Genomic DNA, 21,255 nt, shown 5'->3' with positions numbered 1-21,255 from the left:
TCGCATTCGGAACTAAACTCAAAGCAATTATAGTACTGAGTGCGAACCCGTTTTCGCTCTACAACGCTTAAAAGAATACTCAGTCAAACAGTGGCAAACTTATGTTGCACATTAGTTTTTATAATGTAAAAACCACTTTAGCCCTAAACTAGTTTATCTTGCGAACCTGCATGAAAAAAAGGCTGTAGGCCGATTAGGTTTAGAGTTAGAATGCCGCCACTCCCAAAATCAGAATAAAGTTAACTAAGGAGATATCAGGTGGCCTCTACCTCATTCTACGCACAGATTAATCAACAGCTTACAGACATCAAAGCCGAAGGCTTATATAAAAGCGAGCGTGTTATTGCCTCACCACAACAGACTGCCATTCAAGTTAATCACCAAGAAGTTGTTAACTTTTGCGCGAATAATTACCTAGGCCTAGCGAATCACCCCGAGCTAATCAAAGCCGCCCAACAGGGTTTAGACAGCCACGGCTTTGGTATGGCATCAGTACGTTTTATTTGCGGTACCCAAGACATACATAAAAAGCTAGAAGCTAGCCTGAGCGAATTCCTCGGCACTGAAGACACCATTCTTTACTCTTCATGTTTTGATGCGAACGCAGGTCTATTCGAAACCTTGTTAGATGTAGAAGACGCGATTATTTCCGATGCGCTAAACCATGCTTCTATCATTGACGGTGTACGTTTATGCAAAGCGAAGCGTTTCCGTTATGCCAACAACGACATGGCCGATTTAGAAACTCAGCTGATCGCCGCGAAAGAAGCAGGCGCCCGTAACATCTTGATCGCCACCGATGGCGTATTCTCGATGGACGGCGTGATTGCTAACCTGCAAGGCGTATGTGATTTAGCCGATAAATACGGCGCACTGGTGATGGTCGATGACTCTCACGCGGTCGGCTTTATTGGCGCAAACGGCCGTGGAACCCACGAATATTGCAATGTGATGGACAGAGTGGACATCATCACCGGCACCTTAGGCAAAGCCTTAGGCGGCGCATCGGGCGGTTTCACTTCGGGTAAAAAAGAAGTCATCGACTGGTTACGCCAGCGTTCACGTCCTTACCTGTTCTCTAACTCATTAGCGCCGTCAATCGTGACTGCATCTATCCATGTGTTAGAAATGCTCAAATCAGGCCAAGCCCTGCGCGAAGCCGTATGGGAAAACAGCCGTTATTTCCGTGAGCAAATGTCAGCAGCAGGCTTTACCTTAGGCGGCGCCGACCACGCGATTATCCCTGTGATGATTGGTGATGCGAAACTGGCGGGCGACTTTGCTAACCGCTTATTAGCAGAACATATTTATGTTATTGGCTTCTCGTTCCCAGTCGTTCCTAAGGGACAAGCCCGTATCCGTACGCAAATGTCAGCGGCACATACCCGTGAGCAACTCGACAAAGCGATCACCGCCTTTACCCGTATTGCCAAAGAAATGGGCATTATTTAACCCCTATTTAGGACTTGAGACAATGAAAGCACTAAGCAAGTTAAAAGCCGAAAAAGGTATTTGGTTAGTCGATGCGCCTAAGCCAGTGATGGGCCACAACGATCTGCTGATCAAAATTAAAAAAACTGCGATTTGTGGCACCGACATGCACATCTACAACTGGGACGAATGGTCACAAAAAACCATTCCAGTCCCCATGGTTGTTGGTCATGAATATGTCGGCGAAGTGGTTGATATCGGCCAAGAAGTTCGTGGTTTTAAGATTGGAGACCGAGTGTCTGGCGAAGGCCATATCACCTGCGGCCACTGCCGTAACTGCCGCGCAGGCCGCACCCATTTATGCCGTAACACCTCTGGCGTGGGTGTCAATCGTGAAGGTTCATTTGCGGAATACTTAGTTATCCCCGCCTTTAACGCCTTTAAAATCCCTGATGACATCAGCGATGATTTAGCCTCAATCTTTGACCCCTTTGGTAACGCTGTGCACACAGCATTATCCTTCGATTTAGTCGGTGAAGACGTGTTGATCACAGGCGCAGGTCCCATCGGCATCATGGCGGCTGCAGTATGTCGTCACGTAGGTGCTCGCCATGTGGTGATCACTGACGTCAACGAATACCGCTTAGAGCTGGCCCGTAAAATGGGCGCCACGCGCGCTGTGAACGTGTCAAAAGAAAACCTAAAAGACGTGATGAAAGAACTGGGCATGACCGAAGGTTTCGACGTTGGATTAGAAATGTCTGGCGTACCCTCAGCCTTCCACGCCATGTTAGATACCATGAACCACGGCGGCAAAGTCGCTATGCTCGGTATTCCAAGTGGTGAAATGGCCATCGACTGGAGCAAAGTGATCTTCAAAGGTTTGGTCATTAAAGGCATCTACGGCCGTGAAATGTTCGAAACTTGGTACAAGATGGCCAGTCTTATCCAATCAGGCTTAGATATTTCACCTATCATCACTCACCACTTCAAGATTGATGATTTCCAACAAGGTTTTGACGCTATGGGCTCGGGCCAATCGGGTAAAGTGATCCTCAGCTGGGATTAATCCTGCAGAGCATTACCTAGATAGGGGCTGTACACTCGCAGCCCCTTGTTGCACACTTATCCCATCTTGATTTCCATCTCTTAGCTTTGTCAGGTTTTATTATGTCTTCCTTTAAACACTTAAGCGTTAATCAATTGCTGCAAATGACCGAAGCACAGCCAGTGCAAATCGTCGATATCCGCGATGGCAATAGCTTCACCAACGGCCATATTGCAGGTGCAACTAACCTGAATAACGAAAACCTAGCGCAATTTATTAGCCAAGCCGATATGGATAGCCCACTGGTGGTGGTTTGTTATCACGGCATGAGCAGCCAAAATGCGGCGCAATATTTATGCGAACAAGGTTTTGATGACGTTTACAGCCTAGACGGCGGCTATAGCGCCTGGCATGAGGCGAATGCATGATAGAAATTGGCAGACTCCCCAACAGCAGAGCCGCGCAGGCATTTGTCGATTACCTCAAAGGGGAAGACATTGACTGCCAAATTGAGCCGCTGGTTCAGGGTGTTGCCATTCTGGTTATCCATGACAAAGATGTGGAGCAAGCACGCAAAGAGTTTGCCCACTTTATTGCTCACCCTTACGACAATAAATATCTGCAAGCCTCATGGGAACACGGCGATACCCAAACCAAACTCGATTATGGTGCCCCTTCGCTGCAGTTATTCACCCAATTTATTACCGGCGCAGGCCCAGTCACGTTGATCGTTTTTGCGGTTTGCGTACTCATTTTTGCGGCGATGAACTTAGGATTCGCCAACCAAACCTACGAAGCACTGTCCTATTTTGGGGCAGTACCTCATTCAGAGTTCAGCCAATTCTGGCGTGTTTTTACACCGAGCCTGCTACATTTTTCTGCAATGCACGTCATCTTTAACTTGCTCTGGTGGTGGTATTTAGGTGGAAAAATAGAAACCCGTATCGGTACTGCACCATTGCTCATTTTGCTGTTTGTCGCAGGAACTCTGCCAAACGTTATCCAATATTATGTCGGTGGACCTAACTTTGGCGGGCTGTCCGGCGTTGTGTATGCAGTGGTGGGTTACACTTGGATCATGGGTATACGTAAACCCGCAGCTGGAATAGATTTCCCACCATCATATATGGGCTTTATGATGATATGGTTGGCATTGGGATTCACAGATATTCTAGGGGTTTCGGTTGCTAATGGTGCCCACATTGGCGGCTTACTCATAGGTTTAGCCCAAGGTTTATTTGATAGCCGCAAATCCTCAAGCTCAATCTAATAACTCAATCTAATATTGTGAACCAAGATAAATCCTGAAATTTATCTTGGTTTAATGACTCGCTTCACTCTTCTACAAACAGCTCAAACTAACTCTGATCAGTCATTTCTAGTAGCTTAACGACTAGCTTCTCGATGCCTGAATGCGCTTCAGCAATATTACCAGCCAACATATAAGCGGGAGTGCTGACAATCCGATTTGCTTCATCCACGACTATCTCATGTACTGTCGCAACTTGATGCTCACCGCCCATCAAATTAAACGCTGCGACAGTATCGCTATCATTACCAATAGTGCCTTTTACACCGTGGGGATATAAACGCGGGATCATCATAGGAGCAATACAGATAAAACCAACGGGCTTTTTCGCCAGAATGAACTCATTGATAAAATCAGTCACCAGCGGTTCCACTTCACACTCACTGCCATTCGTCGCAAAGTTACACAGATTTTTCGCCGCACCAAAGCCACCGGGAATGATCAAGGCATCAAATTCGGCGATATCTAATTCTGTAGTCGCTTTGACTTCGCCACGGGCGATACGCGCCGACTCCACCAGCACGTTACGACTTGCAGCAGCATCGACCTCGCCAGTGAGATGATCTACCACATGCATCTGTTTGATATCAGGTGCAAAACACTGGTAGTGAGCCCCTGATCGGGATAAGCATAAAAGCGTTAAAACCGATTCATGTATCTCTGTTCCATCGAAAACACCACATCCACTCAGTAACACTGCGACTTTTCTCATTAAAAATATCCTTCTTATGTCATTAAGTTTTAACAAACCATAAACAAACTAGTTGATCTGATTAAAAATCGTGCTAACTTAATTCGTCGAATCTGACGAGTGCCGAAAATTAAGCCAATCCTTAGATGTATTTTACGGAGTCAATAAAAAATCCACAAATTGGGAAGATTTTTTAAGAAACAGTATTGAACTCACACAAATCTTTTATAAACATAAAAAACAACAACTTAAAAAAATCGCACTAAGCCGTAATCATCGCCATTATTCTCAGTTGACTTTTTCACTCACAGACTTATCCACAGGCTGGGAGTCATTTTGCCATGGCTGAAATAGTGCTTCTGTGGCATGCTTAGCGCCATCTAAGTCATCGATAAACGAAAAATACCTATGCCAACCGTCGCTAAAAACCCACTTGTGCTTGTGGATGGATCTTCTTATTTGTATCGCGCCTATTATGCGCCTCCTCACCTGACAAACTCAAAGGGCGAAGCAACCGGTGCCGTTTATGGCGTAGTGAATATGTTACGCAGCTTGCTGACCCGTTATCAACCAAGCCATATCGCAGTCGTGTTCGATGCCAAGGGAAAAACCTTCCGCAATGACATGTACAGCGAATACAAAGCACAGCGCCCACCTATGCCTGATGATCTACGTTCGCAAATCGAACCCTTGCATCGCATTATTCGCGCACTAGGTTTACCACTGATTTCGATTTCCGGCGTCGAAGCCGATGACGTGATCGGTACTATTGCCCGCCAAGCCAGCTTAGAAAACCGTGCCGTGCTTATCAGCACAGGCGATAAAGACATGGCGCAATTAGTGGATGAGAACGTTACGCTCATCAACACCATGACAGACACCATAATGGGCCCAGAAGAAGTCGTCACCAAATTTGGTGTCGGTCCAGACCGTATCATAGATTTACTCGCGCTGATGGGCGACAAGGCCGACAACATTCCCGGCTTACCCGGCGTAGGTGAGAAAACGGCGCTCGCTATGCTCACGGGAGCCGGCAGTGTGAGTAACTTATTAGCGGAACCCGAAAAAGTCGCCGAGCTCGGCTTTAGAGGTTCTAAAACCATGGCGGCGAAAATCATTGAAAATGCCGACATGCTCAAGCTTTCTTACGAACTCGCCACCATCAAAACCGATGTCGAACTTGAGCAAGATTGGCACGAACTCACTCTCATGCCAGCAGACAAAGATGAACTGATCAAATGCTACGGCGAGATGGAGTTTAAACGTTGGTTAGCTGAAGTCTTAGATAATAAAATGACGGCAAATACCTCAATTGATGCGGCATCCACAGAAACGCAAGAAGACTCATCTCCAGTCGAAGCGATTGAAACACAGTACGACTGCATTCTCACCGAAGCCGAATTAGACACTTGGATTGCTAAGCTTAAACAAGCCGACTTAATGGCAGTCGATACTGAGACCACCAGCTTAGATTACATGGTGGCCGAATTAGTCGGGATTTCCTTCGCCGTTGAGACAGGAAAAGCCGCTTATCTTCCTTTGACCCACGATTACGTTGGTGCACCGACTCAAATCGATAAAACGGTCGCGTTAGAAAAACTGCGTCCGCAGCTTGAGGATCCAAAGATCAAGAAAGTCGGTCAAAATCTTAAGTACGACATCAGTATCTTAGCCAATGCAGGGATCAAACTACAGGGCGTCGCTTTCGACACTATGCTCGAATCCTATGTTTTCAACTCAGTGGCTTCGCGCCATGACATGGATGGTTTAGCACTCAAGTATTTAGGCCATAAAAATATCAGTTTTGAAGAAATTGCTGGCAAAGGTGCAAAACAGCTGACCTTCAACCAAATCCCGCTAGAGACGGCTGCACCTTATGCAGCAGAAGATGCTGACATCACACTGCGTTTACACCAACATTTATGGCCAAGACTCGAGAAAGAAGCCGAACTTGCCGCCATGTTTACCGAAGTCGAATTACCGCTAATCCAAGTGTTGTCGGACATTGAACGTCAAGGGGTATTAATCGACAGTATGTTACTCGGCCAACAGAGCGATGAACTGGCGCGTAAAATCGATACCTTAGAAGAAAAAGCCTACGACATTGCCGGTGAAAAATTCAATCTTGGTTCACCTAAGCAACTGCAAGTCTTGTTTTATGAAAAGCTAGGTTATCCGATCACCAAAAAGACCCCAAAGGGTGCGCCATCGACCGCGGAAGAAGTATTAGTCGAATTAGCCTTAGATTTCCCACTGCCAAAGGTGATCCTCGAGCATCGAAGTCTATCTAAGTTAAAGAGTACTTACACCGATAAGCTGCCACTGATGGTCAACGCCAAAACGGGTCGCGTACACACTAGCTATCATCAAGCTAATGCGGCAACAGGTCGCTTATCGTCAAGCGAACCTAACCTGCAAAATATTCCGATTCGCACCGAAGAAGGTCGCCGTATTCGCCAAGCCTTTATCGCCCCAGCAGGCCGTAAAATTTTGGCCGCCGACTACTCGCAAATCGAACTACGGATCATGGCCCATTTATCTCAAGATGCAGGCTTACTCAAAGCCTTCGCCGAGGGCAAAGACATTCATAGAGCCACTGCTGCAGAAGTATTTGGTACCGACTTTGATGAAGTCACCACAGAACAACGCCGCCGTGCCAAAGCGGTTAACTTCGGCTTAATTTATGGCATGTCAGCCTTTGGTTTGGCGCGTCAGCTTGATATCCCACGCCATGAAGCACAAACCTATATCGATACCTACTTTGCCCGTTATCCTGGCGTATTACGTTATATGGAAGAAACGCGCGCGGGTGCTGCTGACTTAGGTTATGTGTCGACTCTGTTTGGTCGTCGCCTCTACTTGCCCGAAATCCGTGATCGTAATGCGATGCGCCGCCAAGGTGCTGAACGTGCTGCGATTAACGCGCCAATGCAAGGTACGGCTGCTGACATCATCAAAAAGGCCATGATCAATATTGCCCAGTGGATCAAAACAGAAACCCAAGGCGAAATCACTATGATCATGCAGGTTCACGATGAATTAGTGTTTGAAGTCGATGCGGATAAAGCAGAGGCACTTAAAAAGACAATCTGCACCTTGATGGCGCAAGCAGCTAATCTCGATGTTGAACTGCTTGCCGAAGCAGGCATTGGTGATAACTGGGATGAAGCCCACTAATCTCAGTAATATCCAGAAGAACACTATCAATATGATTTAACTGAAAATAAAGCTAATCTGACTTCAATATTTTGAGCTCAGATTAGCTCTCTCCAGTCTTAATCGCCTCTAAGAACATCAATACAGAGTCCTTTTCATCACTCAGCATAAATAACCCTTTCACAATACAAATTAGCTCGTTAAGTTAGACAAACTTCATCGGCAGAAAATGATTCACTCACAGCCAAACAATCTTTACCTGATACATTTGGCAGTAGAGTTCATCGATACACTGCCACAGCAGATGGATATTAAAAGGTGTGATTTACTCGAATTGAAACTGCATTCAAGTCAGCCATATATGCTCAAGAATGCCATAACGGTTGTTCTCTCACGCGTACACCAAAATCTTAGGTCAGGATTAGAGTAAAAAATCAAATCTCAAATATTGATCACTTTTGTATATAAATTTCGAGTTTTCTCTTTAAATCAGCCAATTAACCATTTTCACTGAAATTTTAGGATCAATTTGAGATGCTTTTTCACTCACAACCTGAGATCAAGCGCACATAATTACCTCTTTTTTGAAAAAACTGTTTTCCATTTAAAGATAAATAGAGTAATATTCTCTGCGTAGGGTACAGAGGTTAAGATGTTCTATCTTTCAGACCTTTATTTCACTTATAGTGATGAGCCAAATTCTGGCGCCTCAGCAACTTGTTTGCTGAGGCTTTTTTTTGCTCTTTTTTCAGACTTTAAGTAAATTTTAGAGTATTTACTTTAATAAGGAGTAAATTGGTTGTATGCTAGTTTCATTGAGAACCATTGAAGCTAATTTGATGGTGCTTGAGTCTTGTTGAATTTAGCTTCTCCCCAAAAGAGCTAATATTTTTGGCCGATGATAATATCATCGGCTATTTTTTTGCCTGAAATTAACGAAGAACCGATGGGAATGAGACTGAACAAAAGAGAAAAAATTGCAGTAAAAACAAAGAGGAGGTATACACAGTCAAATTCTACCATGTACACCAAAACAGGCGATATTATTCAGCGTTATTCGCTGCATCTAACTCATCAGTCAACCACTGTGGATGACACCATTCATTAAGAATTGCCAACACTTTAGGCTTACCGGTTCCTTTAAGTGATGAGAAGGGTTCAACTTGCACCCAGTCGCCAAACTCACTTAGTGCGAGACGCACTTCATTTACGGTTTTCATCTTAGCACTTTGGGCTAATTTGTCTGATTTCGTTAGCAAAGCTAATACAGGAATTTCACTAGCAACTGCCCATTCAATCATCTGCATATCGAGATCTTTTAATGGATGACGAATATCCATCAAGACAACCACGCCACTTAAACAAGCGCGTTTTTGCAAATATTCACCCAATGCTTGCTGCCATTTATTTTTCAACGCAAGTGGGACTTGCGCAAAGCCATAACCAGGCAAGTCAACTAAACGACGCTGAGCATCTAACTCAAATACGTTAATTAGTTGAGTACGGCCCGGTGTTTTACTGGTTCTTGCTAAACTTTTTTGCTCAGTTAATGCATTGAGTGCACTAGACTTTCCAGCATTAGAGCGGCCAGCAAATGCAATCTCAACTCCAACATCGCCGGGCAGATATTGATCCAAATGTGCAATGTCAGGTGCACTGATTAAAAACTTTGCCCTACGAAAATCTATACGAGATTCAGTCACTATTTACTCCGAAATTTTTCTACGCAATACCATAATTTATGAAGAATTACTTACTTTCCCACGTTTTCGTGTAAAATATTACTCCGATCACATTAATCATATTTTACCACGCTTGCGGGTCACCCTAGTAAGCTCAGGATAATAATTTAACCAGAAGTTGGAACGCCATGAAAAAGCTAGCTCTTGCGCTGTCTGTTGTAATTGCCGCCATATCTTCACCTGCGATTGCTGAAGGTAATGCTGAAGCGGGAAAAACGAAAATCATTGTCTGTTCGGCCTGTCACGGTATGGACGGTAACAGTATGATCGATATGTACCCCAAAATTGCGGGCCAACACGCCACTTACCTCCAAAAGCAACTACATGATTTCCGTAGCGCAGCACAAACTGGTGGTAAAGATGGTCGTATGGATCCTATCATGAGTGGCATGGCAATGCCTCTAAGCGATCAGGATATTCTCGACATTAGCGCATATTTTTCTAGCCAAGCAATCCAAGTGGCTGAAGCAAAAGATGTTCCTGAGTTAGGTGCTAAACTTTACAAAGGTGGTGATGTTTCTCGTGGCATTACCGCTTGTATGGCATGTCATGGCCCAGATGGTAAAGGCGCTGAGCTTGCAGGTTTTCCAACGCTGGCAGGCCAACACGCCAACTATATCAAGATCCAGCTGACAAAATTCCGTGAAGCGGGCCGCCATAATGACTTAAATGGCATGATGCAAGATGTGGCTAAAAAACTAAATGATAGCGATATCGACGCGCTATCAAAGTATCTTTCTAGCCTGAAGTAATCTTCGCGAGTGAAAAGAAGGGTGTATTGTCACCCTTTTTTTACACCACAAAGTTGACGTGGACGTAAACTGCCAAGATTCGTGCTTGACATAGATCACAGATTTCGGTTTAATAAGCCCCGTACCGAGATAAACCCATCTGTTTGTACAAAAAGATTAATAATAACTTACAGGTTTCGGTATAATTAACATTCAAGATATAAGAATAAAGATACTCAATAACAATAATATACTTAAGACCACTCTCTAATAATAACAAGAGTCGTGATTTCCACTTGAAATCCAGGTCAGCACAATTTTGTAAGGGATGGCCGATAACGCCAATTTGCTTCTAGCAAAACACCTTACACTAAGGGTAACTTGCCCCATCAGGACATAGTTTACATGATGTAAACTGTAGCAAAGGAAGCGATAAGCTTAGGATGCACTGGCTGGATGCTTGTTATCACAGGAAGGTACTTAAGTAACATGGATGGTTAACTCGACGTCAATGATGACGATGCTTTAAAAGATGTGTCGCGAGACCATCTACGGAAACTGTAGTCAGGATGGCGACAGAAAAAAATAAAGTGTCTGGAAGACCATTAACAAAAATAATGCAGGGAAAGCAGTAAAAAAAAGAAGGATACCGACCGGGAAAGTCGCATAGCAAGTATGGATACTTGGAATCAGGATAAGGTGCTAAAGCACCCTTTGTAAGGCGGCAGTTTAACTGCCGCCTTTTTTCTTTTGTAACACCCCATTAGTGTCTAAAATGTGCACTCAACCAATATAATTGGTACAATCAAAGCCTTAATAACCACTTCAGCAGACTCAATGCCCAGATGCCCTCTTTGTCATAACAGTCAGACACGACTCCTTCATCAAGATAAAAAGCGGAGTTTTTATGTTTGCAAGACATGTGAGTTAACCTTTGCGGATGCGAATAGCCATTTACCCCCCGCGGCAGAGAAGCAAAGATACGGTCGTTCACGCATAGCGTCGAAGCAAAAACAGTTATCGCAATTTATTTTGCCGCTGTTAGCGCAATTAGAGCAGCAACAAGCGGGCAGTTTATTAGGATTGAATTTTGGCCGCATACTCGATGATGAGAGCCTGACGACCATAGAAAATGCGGGCCACAAGTTAAATCAATATGATCCCTTTTTTGCCCCTAATCATGACGTGTTAAAGCTAGAGTATGATTTTATCTGCTGTTATCGGGTATTTGAGCATTTTCAAAACCCTATAAAAGAGTGGACTTTGCTCTCTCGGCTACTGCATTCTGGTGGTTGGTTAGCGATAAGCACACCATTACTGACTGAATTAGATGGTTTTGCTAAGTGGCATTATAAGAACAACCTCACCCATGTGAGCTTTTATCAGCGACAAACCTTCGAGTACCTCGCAAACAATAGCGATTTTGAACTATTATTTGCCGCAAAGGACCTCGTTTTGATGCAAAAAACATCATAATCTGGTATAACACTCGGCCTAATTTCGCACCTTGTAGACAAGCTCACCCTTAGTCTGCAAGGCCATACGTTGTAAATAATTGAGAAGACCATGTCTCGTAGCAAGAAAACACGCAAGGGCGGCGAGAACAGCCCTAAGTTACAGCCAAGAGTGAAGAAGCAAGATCGCGCTGTAGCGACTGGCAAACGTAAAGATTCTGGCAATAAATCAGGTAGTCGTCATAACGAAAGCTTAATTTTAGCGCAAGCGCCGCAACAGCAGGCCGCTAAGAAAAAAGACCCGCGTCATGGCAGTAAAAAGCCTGTGGCTTTAGCGATTCCTGCGGCAGTGGTAACAGATAAAGCCGCTCAGCCAAAAGTTAAACAAGCTAAGCTGACTGACGAGCAAAAATTGCTGAAATTGGAAGAAGATCCAAGACTAAATCAGCTGTTAGATATGCTTGAAGAAGGCCGCGACCTCAACGAGGTTGACCAAAAGTGGTTAGATCAACAGCTAAATAAAATTGAAGCTCTGATGATTAAACTGGGCATTAGCGACGATATGGATGATGACACACCTTCATCACCTGCTAAGTCTTTATCTGACGATGAGTTGTTCGACAAATTCGAATCAGGCGCTGACTTACTAAAAGATTATCAAGACAAGTTCTAACCTCTCAGTGCTAAGGCATAGGGAACTCAGTTTTTAGCTGTGGCTCCTTATGCCATTCATATAAGGAGTCTCTGTGTCTACGACTATCATTATTCTCGGTTTTATCATCATAGTAGCGCTAAGTAGCTACGCCACCTTCTTAATCCTAAAACTCAAGCAGCAAAAAAAGCGTCAGCAGGCTGAACAAGCCGAGCGTGAAGTGACTGCGAACGCAAAACGTGCCCAAGTTTTAGATGATATCCGCTATATCGCCACCGCCATGATTGAAGACCGCTGTGAGATCTCTGAAGGCGTGGTCAGGATTGGGCGATTATTTGAAATCCTGTCATTAAGTGAGCGTGTGGCTCCCGATTACCCTTCATTATTCAAACACTTTGAGTTAATTAAAAATCATCCCATCATGGATGCTCGTCAAGCCTTGCCTAAGCAAGAAAGAATGAAGTTAGACTTGATCAGAATGAAGTCCGAAGCCGCATTAGAGCAAGGCATTAGTGATGATGCGAAAAAACTGTCGGATTACCAAGCCAAAGCGATGCATTAAACCAGCCAATTGCTATACCTCAAGACCACTTATATTGTGGTTTTGAGGTTATCTCGATAAAACCCACACCAATCTTACCCTCCTTACTCCCGTGAGCCTGCGCACAAAACCGCCAAATATCGACAGACAAGCGTACTTTTTGATAGATATTGCGTAACTTCTAAAAAGACAGACGTCATTTTTACAACCTAGATCAAGGTTATTTACTTAAGAACCTTGCATACTTCGCTTGTTGCTAATTTACCCACGGAGGACACGCCTTGAAGCAGCCCACTCAGATTAGCTGGGATCAGTCGATGATCGAAAAATATAACTACAGCGGTCCCCGTTATACCTCTTACCCAACGGCATTAGAGTTCGATGACACATTCACCGAACAAAACCTGCTGACGGCCATTGAAAATAGCAAAAGCGATAAACTGTCGCTGTATATTCATATCCCGTTCTGCGCCAAGCTTTGTTATTACTGCGGCTGTAATAAAGTCATCACCCGCCACCAACACAAAGCCGATCAGTACATTGAATATTTAAGCCAAGAAATTATCAAACGTGCGCCCCTGTTCAAACATTACAGTGTGACCCAAATGCATTGGGGCGGCGGTACACCCACGTTCTTAAATCCTGAGCAGATTCTTAAACTTACGTCATTGATTAAAGCTAACTTTAACTTTGCGGAAGAAGGCGAATACTCGATTGAAGTCGATCCTCGTGAGATTGAGCTGTCAATGCTCGACACGCTGAAAGAAGCGGGCTTTAACCGTATATCCATCGGTGTACAAGATTTCAATAAAGAAGTGCAAATTGCCGTTAATCGCGAACAAGATGAGCAATTTATCTTCGACTTAATGGCCAAAGCGAAAGCCATGGGTTTTGTGTCGACCAACATAGATTTAATCTATGGTTTGCCACACCAAACGCCAGAAACTTTTGCCGTCACTATGCAGCGCGTTTTAGATTTATCGCCTGACCGTCTGTCGGTATTTAACTATGCTCACTTACCTGCGCGCTTTGCCGCTCAACGTAAGATCAAAGACGAGCATTTACCTTCGCCAAAACAAAAACTCGAAATGCTGCACCAAACTATCGAGACCTTAACTGGCGCTGGTTACCAATATATCGGCATGGACCACTTTGCTAAACCCGATGACGAGTTAGCCAAGTTGCAGCGCGAAGGCAGACTGCACCGCAACTTCCAAGGTTATACCACCCAAGAAGAATGCGATTTGTTAGGTCTTGGCGTATCGTCCATCAGTCAGATTGGCGATTGCTATGCGCAAAACCAGAAAGATATCCGCCCTTACTATGAGGCCATAGATAAGGAAGGCCATGCTTTGTGGAAAGGTTGCAGCCTAAACCGTGACGATGAAATCCGCCGTGTAGTGATTAAACAGCTGATTTGCCACTTCGAACTGGATATGGCGAAAATTGATGAGAAACTGGGGATTAACTTCGAAACCTATTTCGCGGAAGATCTTAAGTTAATGCAGACATTTATCGATGATAAGTTAGTTGAAATCGTCGACAGACAGATCACTATCAGCCCTACAGGCCGTTTATTGATCCGCAATATCTGTATGTGCTTCGATCTTTACTATCGTCAAAAAGCGCGTCAGCAACAGTTCTCACGCGTGATCTAAAACGCTTATTGCTGCACTCGCAAACGCTCACAAAAAATCCGACTCTAGAGTCGGATTTTTATTTATGGCTATTTTTAGTAACGACTCAGAATCGACTTATGCCTTAGCGGCATAGAGTGCTTTGCGCTCACTGTCCGATAAAAATGCCATTTCAACGCCGTTACGTTGCACCTGCGCTAACTCAGCATCGGTTAACTTGAGTTCAGATTTGGCGATACGATACTCATGATTAATATCGATAGCGCTCACACCGGGATCATCGGTATTTAGGCTTATCAACACGCCTGCATCCATAAAGGTTCTGAATGGATGCTCAGCGTAAGAAGCCACAGTAGAAGTATGCAAATTACTGGTTGGGCAAGATTCGATGCCAATACGGTGCTTAGCAAGATATTCCATCAGCTTAGGATCGTGAATCGCGTTCACCCCATGACCAATTCGAGTTGCGCCAAGTTCTTGAATCGCTTGCCACATACTTTGTGAACCCGCAGCTTCACCAGCGTGAGCCGTAATCGCAAGGCCAGCATCACGAACACGTTTAAAGTGATCGTTAAATAACTCGCCAGGGAAGCCTAATTCATCACCGGCTAAGTCCATAGCCACGAGATGTTGTTTATGGGCGAGTAAGCCTTCAAGTTCTTGAGTACAAGCAGCTTGACCAAATGAACGTGACATAATGCCAATCAAATTGATCTTCACGTTATAGTCTTTTAAGCCCGCTTTAACGCCGTCAACTACCGCCTCAACTACGCCTTCAATCGGTAACTTATGGTTCATCGCCATATAGTAAGGACTAAAACGTAACTCAGCGTAATCTAAGCCAGATAACGCCGCATCGGCAACGTTTTCATAGGCGACGCGTTTAACCGCATCCAAATCTGCGAGTACAGCAACCATCCAATCGAGCTTCTTTAAGAAGGCGACTAAGCTAGTTTCTTTCCCCTGAATTTGCACAAAAGGTGCGAGTGTCTCTAAAGAATCGGCAGGTAGCGCAATGCCGTGTTGGTGTCCTAGTTCCCAAATGGTATTTACCCGCACATTACCGTCTAGGTGACGATGCAGATCCACCAATGGAATGGATGTATCAATCATATTTAACCCCTATTTGAACTACCCAGCCAATGCTTTTGTTATTTGGTCGCGGGCGGACACTAAGTTTAACACGCATTTTCGGGGGCATTTATGCGCCAAACGCATTTAAATTCACATTCAGTCACAATTCTGCTTAATATCCATACAAGGAACGGCCGCATTCATCAGGCATAATAACTTCAATAACAACGAAAATATCAGAGATCTAACATGCATAAACTCTTAACCCCCAGTTTATTGATATGCGCATTAGGCGCCTGCAGTGCCACTCAAACCACAAAAGATATTCAAACCCCATCGTCACAGACAATATCAGCAGCACAGTCGCAAGTTGAGCCAATCGCACCAGCGCTGCAAGCGATTATCGACCAAAGCTGGCAATTACAGCTCAGTGCGAGTCCTGAAATGGCTTACAGCATGGGCGATGCCAGTGCAGCAGGAAAATTAGCGGATCTCTCGCCAGCCGCGCTCGCTAAGCTTAATCAAGGTCAAATCGCAGTACTAGCGCAGCTCAAAGCACTCGACCGCAGCAACTTGAGTAAAGAAGATAAGATTAACGCTCAAATACTGGAAGATCAGATCCAAAACGATGTCGACCTATATCGTTTCAAGGATTATTACCTGCCCATTACGGCGGAAAGCGGCTTCCACGCTTATATCACGTCAATCGCACAGGGAAGATTCAACACCCTTGAGGATTACCGCAACTATATTGCCAAACTCAATGCACTCCCGACCTATTTCGCCCAGCAAACCCACTGGCTAAAACAAGGATTAGCCGAGGGAATAACGCCGCCAAAAGTGACACTCAATGGCTTTGAAGACAGTATTAGTGCTTATATCGTCCCTGTTGAAAAGAGCAGTTATTTCAAACCTTTTACTCAATATCCCAACTATTTCACTGAGGCACAAAAAACTCAGCTGACCCAAGAAGGCCGCGCTTTAGTTGAGCAAAAAGTTCTACCTCTGTACCAAAACTTTTATGATTTCATGACTAAAGAGTACATTCCCAATGCTCGGGAAAATATCGCGGCCAGTAACTTACCTAACGGCGCAGAATTTTATGAGAATAGGGTACGTTACTATACGACCTTGAATATGACGTCGACGCAAGTGCATGAACTGGGTTTAAAAGAAGTACAACGTATCCGCCAAGAAATGGAACAAATCATCGCGTCAGTAGGTTTTAAAGGCAACTTTGCCGACTTCTTACATTTCCTGCGGACCGATCCCCAGTTCTACACCACCAGTGCCGAGCAGTTACTCAAAGAAGCGGCATTTATTGCCAAAAAAGCCGATGCCATGCTACCTAAGTACTTCGGCAAACTCCCACGCCAACCCTATGGTATAGCGCCAGTGCCCGCCGAAATTGCACCGAAATACACCACTGGGCGATATTCAGGATCGAACAGCGATGATGAACCCGGTTACTACTGGGTCAACACTTATGCATTGGATAAGCGCCCACTCTACGAGCTAGAAGCCTTAACCTTGCACGAAGCCGTACCTGGTCATCATCTGCAAATTTCACTCAACTCTGAGCTAACCTCACTCCCAGATTTCCGTCGTTATGGCTATATCTCTGCCTTTGGTGAAGGATGGGGGCTATATTGCGAATATTTAGGTTTAGAAGCTGGTTTCTACCAAGATCCATACAGTAACTTTGGTCGCTTAACCTATGAAATGTGGCGCGCGGCGCGTTTAGTCGTAGATACTGGCATGCACGCCCAAGGATGGAGTCGTCAACAAGCCATCGACTTTATGGCCAGCAATACCGCACTATCACTGCACAATGTCACTACCGAAATTGACCGCTATATTTCGTGGCCAGGACAAGCCTTATCCTACAAAATTGGTGAGTTAACAATCAAACGATTACGTGCCAAGGCAGAACAGGAACTCGGCGACAAATTTGATATTCGTGCCTTCCACGATGCTGTGCTCGAAAATGGCTCAGTGCCTATGTCGATCCTCGAACAGCAAATCAATGATTTTATTGAAGCGAAAAAGGCGACACGCTAAGTTAATGAAATTCATGGGAGTCGGTATTTTCAGACTCCCATGGTTGTCTGTTACACTCTAACAAACCATTCAAGCCAAATGATTTGCGACTGAGTATGAGCCAAGCCAAAGCGACATTTTCGACTGAACACGATTTAAATACCTCAGAGCAGCAAGCCTTCTGGCAAAGCGTTGTTCAAGACACGCTAGCCTCTGCCGACGGCGTTACGCTGGCCTATATGATGGTCAAACATCCCCAAGCGCATGCCGCAATCGTTCTCAGTAGTGGCCGAGTCGAGTCCTATTTAAAGTATCAAGAATTGGTCTTCGACTTATACCAACAAGGTTACTCTGTTTATGCCATAGATCACCGTGGCCAAGGGCTGTCAGATCGTATGACAATCAATCTACACATGGGCCATGTGCGAAGATTCAATGATTATATTGATGATTTTGCACTATTTATGCAGAAGATAGTGTTACCACAAAACGACAAACAACTCATGCTACTTGGCCATTCAATGGGTGGCGCGATTGGCACTTTGTATCTCAAACAGCATCCCGATATTTTTACCGCCGCGGCATTTTCAGCGCCCATGTATGGCATTAAATTACCTATGCCAAAAGCGTTCGTACGCTGGTTAGCCAGTAAACTCGATACCACACTCAATGGTGGCGAGCCTAATTATGTACTTGCAGGACAAAACTATAAACCTGTTCCATTCAAAGGGAATGAGCTAACTCACAGCCAAAGCCGATACCAAGCCTACCGAGAATTGTATGATGCTGCTCCTAAGTTACAACTCGGTTCACCCACTAACCGTTGGTTGACTGAATCTTTAGATGCGGCAGATACTTGCGTACTGGCAACGGCACAAATTCGCACTCCGATACTGATACTGCAAGCGAGTGAAGATAAGATTGTTGATAATGCGGCCCAGAATCTCGCCGTGAGTACCCATTGCCAATTGAAAGTAATCGCTGGGGCCGCCCATGAGATTTTTATGGAAAAAGACGCCTGCCGAAACCAAGCCTTAAACTATGCTCTCGACTTCTTTAAACGCTGCGCAATAAAGGACGAGGACAAACAAGCTGGATAAAGTCCGCTTGGTTTAAGGCTCGACTGAATAAATAGCCCTGATAGCCATCACAGCCAAGTTCAACAAAAGCTTGATATTGTTGGGATGATTCGACACCTTTGGCGACAACGCTCAAATTGAATTGCCGCGCAGAGGTAATAAGTACATTCACTTTTGTTGGCATTGTGGTTAATGAATCAATACAACTCATATCCAATTTAACCGCAACTAATGGCTGATTAGCTAAGCAGCTCAAGGCACTCAAGCCCGAACCGAAATGATCGAGGATGATACCTACACCTGCTTCAACTAACTTAGAGACACGCTCATCCACAAACTGTGGTTGCATTAAAAATGCGGCCTCATTGAGCTCAATACCCAGTTGATTAGCCACAATACCATGCTCCTTAACTAACCCAACGAATGCATCAACAAAATCTGCCTGACCAAATGAGAATGCACTGATATTGAGAGTCAAAGGAGGCAAACTTCTTCCTTGAGCCCGCGATTTCTGAATAAACAGACACACCCGCTTAGCCACCCAAAGATCAAGCTCAGCAATAATTCCCCCTTGTTCTGCTAATGCCACAAATTCAGCTGGCGGAATAAACTCTCCATCAGCACGATACCAACGCGTGAGCACTTCAGCAGAGACAAGTTCACTGGTCGCATTGATCACAGGCTGGAACATTAACGTTAAGCTATCTTGTTGTAATGCGGTTTGTAATTCCTGTTGCAACAGCTCATCACGGCTCTGGCGAAAGTCCATTTCAGCATGGTAAAAAGCGCACCCAGCTTGACCTGCTTGCTTAGCGCTTAACGTTGCCAACTCGGCACGACGCATGACTAAAGCAGGATCTAAGGTTTCTATACTATCGAGTAAACAGATCCCCACACACGCGCTAAGCTCAAAGTGATGATTACCGTAATGGAATGGTCGAGCAATCACTTGCCTTAACTCACTCGCAAGGGCTAAAGCACGACGAGCAGCGGCTGACGCATCTGCCGCTAAATCTTTAGCAAGCAAAACGAAATTACCAGACTCTAATCGACCGACCGTTATATTTTCAGTGAAATAACTCGATAAACGGGCCGCGATTTGTGTTAACAAGCGCTCTAATTCATGGGAATGTAAAGTGGCGACCAATCCTAAGCGATCCACCTCAACGAGCAGCAATGCTCCCCATTGCCCCGAACTATTACCTTGGGTTAAAAATTGCGATAAGCGCCCCATAAAGACATCGGGCAACATCTTGCGACCGACAACAGATTGATCCACAAGCTCAGTAATTGCAGCATGGTTCTTCGCGCTTTCTGACACATCCATATGAATGCCTATCATGCGAGTCGGGCGCCCTTGGGGATCCCAATCAACTAACATACCGCGGTCTAACACCCACACATAATGGCCATCTCTATGCCGTAAGCGGTGAACACTTTCAAATTCTTTACTCTTTCCGCTAACGTATTCCTGCAAAGCATCTAACACAATCTGCTTATCATCGGGATGTAGCCGCGTCTCCCATGTCTGGAATACTCCAGCCAATTCATCAGGCTCATAACCAATCATCTCTTTCCAGCGATCAGAAAGAAAAACCTCCCCAGTACTAATATCCCAATCCCAAATACCGTTACGCGAACCTTCCACAGCAAATAACCAACGCAATTCACTGTCATTCAGCTGTTTAACTGCCCGACTTAAACGCTCATGTGCCTGCTGCAAACTGGCTTGCAAAGATAAAACTTCAGATGAACTCCAAGGTATCGATGTCGAAAAGGAAGAAGTACCTACCTGCTTAGCTGCCTCGCTCAACATTTGGAATGGGCGGATCAACAGGAAATATAAAATAAAGGTAAAGCCAATCAGCAATAATCCACCCAGCCCCCAAACCCGCATAAAACGTTGCTGCAACTTAGCAGAAGCTTCGGCCACTAAAGGGGCTAAATCGGCTTCAAGATAAATCAAATCAACAGCCCCACCATACTGGGGAAGAACGGGATAATATGCTTGAATAGTTAAACGGTCGAGATTAACGAGGATCTGCGGAAGAAAAGCTTGAACCACAGAGCGGTGAAGGTCTACATCATAACCATCGATGACTTGAGTCGCATTGCTATCACGCCACACAGTATGATTAGCAAAACGAATACGGCTTTCAGCATCAACCAAGATATACACCATAGTGCCCATATCCAGCGCAGCTAAGGAAACTTCCTGCTCAATCCGCTCCACATCCTGTAAAGCTTGCGCCGATTGAACCACATTCTGCATGCGGAACAACTGTTGCTTTATCAAAGCCGACTGTCGCTGCGCAAGTTCAGCCCTAACTTGGTCATTTTCGAACAGGTACTCGCCTATGACCAACACTAAATATAGGGTCAGCATACAAAGAGGAAGCAGTACCGCGAGCGAAAGCTTACGAAGCATAGGCAACAGATGGCCGTTAACAAAAAAATTAATATTTTTGTATGCTAACGGGAAACTAACCACTAAGCAAAAGGACTTATCAAACTAAGCGAGATCTTCATGTAAATAATCAACTTAGAGTATAAAAGTCTGAAATAAAGGAAGGAAAAACGTAAAGAACTAGCAGAAGAACCAAAACTAAAATGAATAGAACAATGCTAGATAGCATTGGTCTTTAAATGACAATTTAACAAATTGCAGAC

Annotated in this window: 16 protein-coding genes; 12 read left to right on the top strand and 4 right to left on the bottom strand. The window is 44.7% G+C overall.

All coding sequences use genetic code 11. The annotated features are described in order from the left end of the window. Nucleotides 1-258 precede the first annotated feature (258 nt). The 4 genes from AAA952_RS04025 to glpG all read left to right on the top strand — a co-directional run bounded on the left by AAA952_RS04025 (nucleotide 259) and on the right by glpG (nucleotide 3,749). Nucleotides 259-1,452 carry a glycine C-acetyltransferase gene (locus AAA952_RS04025; RefSeq protein ID WP_338254629.1) on the top strand — a complete coding sequence of 398 codons (1,194 nt, stop codon included), beginning with the start codon at nucleotides 259-261 and terminating at the stop codon, nucleotides 1,450-1,452. 22 nt (nucleotides 1,453-1,474) lie between these two features. Next, nucleotides 1,475-2,500: an L-threonine 3-dehydrogenase gene (gene tdh / locus AAA952_RS04020; RefSeq protein WP_012090660.1), complete on the top strand. Its 1,026-nt coding sequence runs from the start codon at nucleotides 1,475-1,477 to the stop codon at nucleotides 2,498-2,500. A 101-nt stretch (nucleotides 2,501-2,601) separates the two neighbouring features. Beyond that, nucleotides 2,602-2,907: a thiosulfate sulfurtransferase GlpE gene (gene glpE / locus AAA952_RS04015; RefSeq protein ID WP_006084745.1), complete on the top strand. Its 306-nt coding sequence runs from the start codon at nucleotides 2,602-2,604 to the stop codon at nucleotides 2,905-2,907. Beyond that, nucleotides 2,904-3,749, top strand: a complete 846-nt coding sequence (gene glpG, locus AAA952_RS04010) for a rhomboid family intramembrane serine protease GlpG (protein WP_105250758.1) — start codon at nucleotides 2,904-2,906, stop codon at nucleotides 3,747-3,749. Before glpE ends, glpG begins: the two co-directional genes overlap by 4 nt. An 88-nt stretch (nucleotides 3,750-3,837) precedes the next feature. On the opposite strand, the gene elbB is transcribed toward glpG, so the two are convergent. Further along, the gene (gene elbB, locus AAA952_RS04005) at nucleotides 3,838-4,500 is read right to left on the bottom strand and encodes an isoprenoid biosynthesis glyoxalase ElbB (protein ID WP_263167898.1); all 663 of its coding nucleotides are present in this window, start codon (nucleotides 4,498-4,500) and stop codon (nucleotides 3,838-3,840) included. A gap of 387 nt (nucleotides 4,501-4,887) precedes the next feature. Here elbB and polA point away from each other — a divergent pair, with 387 nt between their 5' ends. Then, entirely contained in the window at nucleotides 4,888-7,656 is a 2,769-nt protein-coding gene (polA, locus tag AAA952_RS04000) for a DNA polymerase I (protein WP_338254621.1), read from the top strand. A gap of 1,022 nt (nucleotides 7,657-8,678) precedes the next feature. Here polA and yihA read toward each other — a convergent pair. Further along, nucleotides 8,679-9,338, bottom strand: coding sequence for a ribosome biogenesis GTP-binding protein YihA/YsxC (gene yihA / locus AAA952_RS03995; protein ID WP_006079362.1), 660 nt, complete (start codon nucleotides 9,336-9,338; stop codon nucleotides 8,679-8,681). 167 nt (nucleotides 9,339-9,505) lie between these two features. On the opposite strand from yihA, the gene AAA952_RS03990 reads away from it, so the two are divergent. From AAA952_RS03990 to hemN, 5 genes are all read left to right on the top strand, one after another. Beyond that, entirely contained in the window at nucleotides 9,506-10,129 is a 624-nt protein-coding gene (locus tag AAA952_RS03990) for a c-type cytochrome (RefSeq protein WP_105250761.1), read from the top strand. Nucleotides 10,130-10,945: 816 nt separating this feature from the next. Continuing rightward, a complete protein-coding gene (locus tag AAA952_RS03985) occupies nucleotides 10,946-11,584 on the top strand; it encodes a class I SAM-dependent methyltransferase (RefSeq protein ID WP_105250762.1) in 639 nt (212 codons plus the stop codon). Nucleotides 11,585-11,674: 90 nt separating this feature from the next. Beyond that, nucleotides 11,675-12,235, top strand: coding sequence for a Der GTPase-activating protein YihI (gene yihI, locus AAA952_RS03980; RefSeq protein ID WP_105250763.1), 561 nt, complete (start codon nucleotides 11,675-11,677; stop codon nucleotides 12,233-12,235). 73 nt (nucleotides 12,236-12,308) lie between these two features. Then, the gene (locus AAA952_RS03975) at nucleotides 12,309-12,776 is read left to right on the top strand and encodes a DUF2489 domain-containing protein (RefSeq protein WP_113940148.1); all 468 of its coding nucleotides are present in this window, start codon (nucleotides 12,309-12,311) and stop codon (nucleotides 12,774-12,776) included. 260 nt (nucleotides 12,777-13,036) lie between these two features. Continuing rightward, nucleotides 13,037-14,413, top strand: a complete 1,377-nt coding sequence (gene hemN / locus AAA952_RS03970) for an oxygen-independent coproporphyrinogen III oxidase (RefSeq protein WP_006084752.1) — start codon at nucleotides 13,037-13,039, stop codon at nucleotides 14,411-14,413. Between the two features lie 96 nt (nucleotides 14,414-14,509). On the opposite strand, the gene add is transcribed toward hemN, so the two are convergent. Then, nucleotides 14,510-15,505, bottom strand: a complete 996-nt coding sequence (gene add / locus AAA952_RS03965) for an adenosine deaminase (RefSeq protein ID WP_338254605.1) — start codon at nucleotides 15,503-15,505, stop codon at nucleotides 14,510-14,512. Nucleotides 15,506-15,715: 210 nt separating this feature from the next. Here add and AAA952_RS03960 point away from each other — a divergent pair, with 210 nt between their 5' ends. Both AAA952_RS03960 and AAA952_RS03955 read left to right on the top strand, forming a co-directional pair. After that, complete coding sequence (locus AAA952_RS03960; protein ID WP_338254604.1) at nucleotides 15,716-17,527, top strand: DUF885 domain-containing protein; 1,812 nt, start codon at nucleotides 15,716-15,718, stop codon at nucleotides 17,525-17,527. 95 nt (nucleotides 17,528-17,622) lie between these two features. After that, the gene (locus tag AAA952_RS03955; RefSeq protein WP_338254603.1) at nucleotides 17,623-18,606 is read left to right on the top strand and encodes an alpha/beta fold hydrolase; all 984 of its coding nucleotides are present in this window, start codon (nucleotides 17,623-17,625) and stop codon (nucleotides 18,604-18,606) included. Here AAA952_RS03955 and AAA952_RS03950 read toward each other — a convergent pair. Then, nucleotides 18,563-21,013, bottom strand: a complete 2,451-nt coding sequence (locus tag AAA952_RS03950) for an EAL domain-containing protein (protein WP_338254602.1) — start codon at nucleotides 21,011-21,013, stop codon at nucleotides 18,563-18,565. The genes AAA952_RS03955 and AAA952_RS03950 overlap by 44 nt on opposite strands. Nucleotides 21,014-21,255 lie beyond the last annotated feature (242 nt).

The organism is Shewanella sp. M-Br, assembly GCF_036245925.1.
GTDB classification, from domain to species: Bacteria; Pseudomonadota; Gammaproteobacteria; order Enterobacterales; family Shewanellaceae; genus Shewanella; species Shewanella oncorhynchi.
This window is presented reverse-complemented; position numbering and strand designations above follow the sequence as displayed.

Excerpts from the sequence above, each read along its gene's own strand:
- tdh (WP_012090660.1), top strand. The coding sequence starts at position 1,475 with ATGAAAGCACTAAGCAAGTTAAAAGCCGAAAAAGGTATTTGGTTAGTC.
- glpE (WP_006084745.1), top strand. The coding sequence starts at position 2,602 with ATGTCTTCCTTTAAACACTTAAGCGTTAATCAATTGCTGCAAATGACC.
- glpG (WP_105250758.1), top strand. The coding sequence starts at position 2,904 with ATGATAGAAATTGGCAGACTCCCCAACAGCAGAGCCGCGCAGGCATTT.
- elbB (WP_263167898.1), bottom strand. The coding sequence starts at position 4,500 with ATGAGAAAAGTCGCAGTGTTACTGAGTGGATGTGGTGTTTTCGATGGA.
- polA (WP_338254621.1), top strand. The coding sequence starts at position 4,888 with ATGCCAACCGTCGCTAAAAACCCACTTGTGCTTGTGGATGGATCTTCT.
- AAA952_RS03990 (WP_105250761.1), top strand. The coding sequence starts at position 9,506 with ATGAAAAAGCTAGCTCTTGCGCTGTCTGTTGTAATTGCCGCCATATCT.
- AAA952_RS03985 (WP_105250762.1), top strand. The coding sequence starts at position 10,946 with ATGCCCAGATGCCCTCTTTGTCATAACAGTCAGACACGACTCCTTCAT.
- yihI (WP_105250763.1), top strand. The coding sequence starts at position 11,675 with ATGTCTCGTAGCAAGAAAACACGCAAGGGCGGCGAGAACAGCCCTAAG.
- add (WP_338254605.1), bottom strand. The coding sequence starts at position 15,505 with ATGATTGATACATCCATTCCATTGGTGGATCTGCATCGTCACCTAGAC.
- AAA952_RS03960 (WP_338254604.1), top strand. The coding sequence starts at position 15,716 with ATGCATAAACTCTTAACCCCCAGTTTATTGATATGCGCATTAGGCGCC.
- AAA952_RS03955 (WP_338254603.1), top strand. The coding sequence starts at position 17,623 with ATGAGCCAAGCCAAAGCGACATTTTCGACTGAACACGATTTAAATACC.
- AAA952_RS03950 (WP_338254602.1), bottom strand. The coding sequence starts at position 21,013 with ATGCTTCGTAAGCTTTCGCTCGCGGTACTGCTTCCTCTTTGTATGCTG.